Source organism: Candidatus Harpocratesius sp. (genome assembly GCF_054039255.1).
This window is the reverse complement of record NZ_JBPLBG010000036.1, coordinates 1-2441: the sequence shown is the minus strand read 5'-3', so window position 1 is coordinate 2441 and position 2441 is coordinate 1. Positions and strand designations below refer to the sequence as shown.

The window sequence follows — 2441 nt, the reverse complement described above, 5'->3', positions numbered from 1 at the left end:
GTGCCGGGGTGGCGGAATTGGTAGACGCGTGCGACTCAAAATCGCATTCCGCAAGGAGTGAGGGTTCGATTCCCTCCCTCGGCACCAGAATAAAATAGGGAATTGAACCCTTTAAGGGTTCGCTTGTTTCTCCAAGAGCAATGAATAAAATGAGTTAGCGATTGGGAAGAAACACTCAGCGTTTTCCATTTTAATGGAAATAAGGTGTTTCCCTCCCTCGGCACCATTTTTTGTGATATTAATTGAAAATATTTTTATTTTCTTTATTGTTTTTATGATGCAATTACCGATAGTTATTTATCAAGATGAAGACGGAGTATTTATTGGTGAAATACCAACATTAAAAGGTGTCCACAGTTATGGACATAATTTATTGGAACTTAGAAAAAATTTAACTGAAGCGATTGAGCTTTATTTTGAAGAAGAAAAAGATGAATTTATTCCTCAAGATTATCTTTTTCAAACAATAGATTTACCAAAAAATGCCAAAATTAAAAGTCGTTTCCGACAAAAAACTGTTGAAATGGCTTAAATCTTTAGGATTTAAAGAAACTCGACAAAAAGGAAGTCATTTACAAATTAGAAAAAAAGATCTTCGAACGACTGTTCCCGTGCATAAATGTGATTTACCTCATGGAACAATTAGGAAAATTTTAAAAGATTTAGAAATTTCTGTTAAATTTTATGAAAAGAATATTTAAATTTTACTTTATTCTTCTTTTCTGCAAAAATTTAGATGAAATAAAATTTTAACCCCTAAAATAAAATGGCAATAGTAAAAGATCCGCTTTCGATGATGAAAAAAGCAATGAACTCTGATTATGCAATTGGTGCTTTTAATGTGAATAATATGGAAATTACACAAGCAATTGTAGAGGCTCATGCTGTAAAAAATGCACCTTTGATTTTGCAACTTTCGTCAGGAGCAAGAAAATATGCTAATACAAAAATGTTGGTTGATATAATTAAATCAATGGAAGCTCAATATCCTGATCTTCCGATAATTATTCATCAAGATCATGGAGCAAGTTTAGATGTCTGCTCATCTGCTATTGATGCAGGATTTAATTCAGTTATGATTGATGCTTCAGCGGAAGAATTTGAAGAAAACATACGAATTACAAAAGAAGTTGTTGATTTTGCACATGCAAAAAATGTAATAGTTGAAGCAGAACTTGGACAACTTGGAGGAATAGAAGAACATGTTTCTGTTGATGAAAAAGATGCACATCTAACAGATCCAGATGAAGCCGTTGAGTTTATAGCGCGTACAGGAGCAGATACCTTAGCTTGTGCAATTGGGACATCTCATGGTGCATTTAAATTTTCATCAGATGGGAAAGTTGATGTTGATTTGGTACAAAAATTAACAAAAGTTTTACCAAATACACCACTTGTAATGCATGGTAGTTCTAGTGTGCCACAAGAATATGTAAAAATTGTAAATAAATATGGTGGAGATTTAGCTGGAGCTAGAGGAGTAGATGAATCTACTATCTCAGAAGCTGTGAAATATGGTGTAGCAAAAGTTAATATTGATACAGATTTACGACTTGTAATGACAGCGATGATTAGAAAAGTTTTCATGGAAGATCCAAAAGCATTTGATCCACGAAAATATCTAGGACCTGCTCGTGATGAAATTCAAAAAATGGTAGAACACAAAATTGATGTTCTTGGTTCTGCAAATAGAATTTAATAAAAACTTTATTAATAAAATAAAAATAAAAATATGAAAAAATTATTATCTATTATCTTTCTTTTTGGAATTTTAAGTATTTCAAGAATTCATGCAGAATCTTCTATTTTAGAAGTTGAATATTTAGATGTTCCAAACTATCCACAAGAAAATCAGGAAATCAATCCAATTGTTTTGAGTAAATTTAAAATAAAAAATATTAGCTCAGAAATTATTACAATTAATTCAATAAAATTTGTAAACAAAGGTAATGTTAGTTTGAATAAAGTTTCAAATATTATTTTAATTTCAGATGGAAATCCGATTGAATTAGAAGCTAACCTTGAGAATGTTTATAAATCAACGCAGACATTTGATCTCAAAGCAGGAGAAACGAAAAATTTTGAAGTTAAAGCTTCTGTAAATGGAGTAAACTCTGGAGAATTTTTTAAAATAGAAATTAAGTTTAATCAAGATCTTTTAATAAAAATTAAAAATGAACCTACCATAATAGCACCAAAAAAATCACAATTAAGAATTATCGGAGATGAAATGGGTGACTATAATATTATGGAAGGACAAAAGAATTTACCATTATTAGCATTTCATATTCAATCTGATGAATTGACTTTAATACCAACTTTAAAGATTATTTTAGATGATAATTCTAATGTTGATATAGCTAACTTAAGGAAAACTTTTGTGAATTTTAAATTATTTGATAATGAACGACAAATATTTGTTCATCCTACTACTAATATTA

Annotated in this window: 4 protein-coding genes and 1 tRNA gene; all 5 read left to right on the top strand. The window is 30.0% G+C overall.

Translation table 11 applies throughout. The features are described 5' to 3' along the window. Positions 1 to 2 precede the first annotated feature (2 nt). A tRNA-Leu gene (locus tag ACXLDF_RS09215) sits at positions 3 to 87 on the top strand. 187 nt (positions 88 to 274) lie between these two features. Beyond that, positions 275 to 532: a type II toxin-antitoxin system HicB family antitoxin gene (locus ACXLDF_RS09210; RefSeq protein WP_457558227.1), complete on the top strand. Its 258-nt coding sequence runs from the start codon at positions 275 to 277 to the stop codon at positions 530 to 532. Next, positions 519 to 701 (top strand): type II toxin-antitoxin system HicA family toxin, encoded by a 183-nt coding sequence (locus tag ACXLDF_RS09205; protein ID WP_457558226.1) that lies wholly within the window; start codon positions 519 to 521, stop codon positions 699 to 701. Before ACXLDF_RS09210 ends, ACXLDF_RS09205 begins: the two co-directional genes overlap by 14 nt. Positions 702 to 766: 65 nt before the next feature. Next, positions 767 to 1699: a class II fructose-bisphosphate aldolase gene (locus ACXLDF_RS09200; RefSeq protein WP_457558225.1), complete on the top strand. Its 933-nt coding sequence runs from the start codon at positions 767 to 769 to the stop codon at positions 1697 to 1699. 33 nt (positions 1700 to 1732) lie between these two features. Beyond that, positions 1733 to 2441, top strand: a 709-nt coding sequence (locus ACXLDF_RS09195) for a hypothetical protein (protein WP_457558224.1), incomplete at its 3' end; no start/stop codon positions are given.

Bases quoted from the DNA above. Each gene is read 5' to 3' on its own strand.
- ACXLDF_RS09200 (WP_457558225.1), top strand. From the start codon at position 767: ATGGCAATAGTAAAAGATCCGCTTTCGATGATGAAAAAAGCAATGAAC.
- ACXLDF_RS09210 (WP_457558227.1), top strand. From the start codon at position 275: ATGATGCAATTACCGATAGTTATTTATCAAGATGAAGACGGAGTATTT.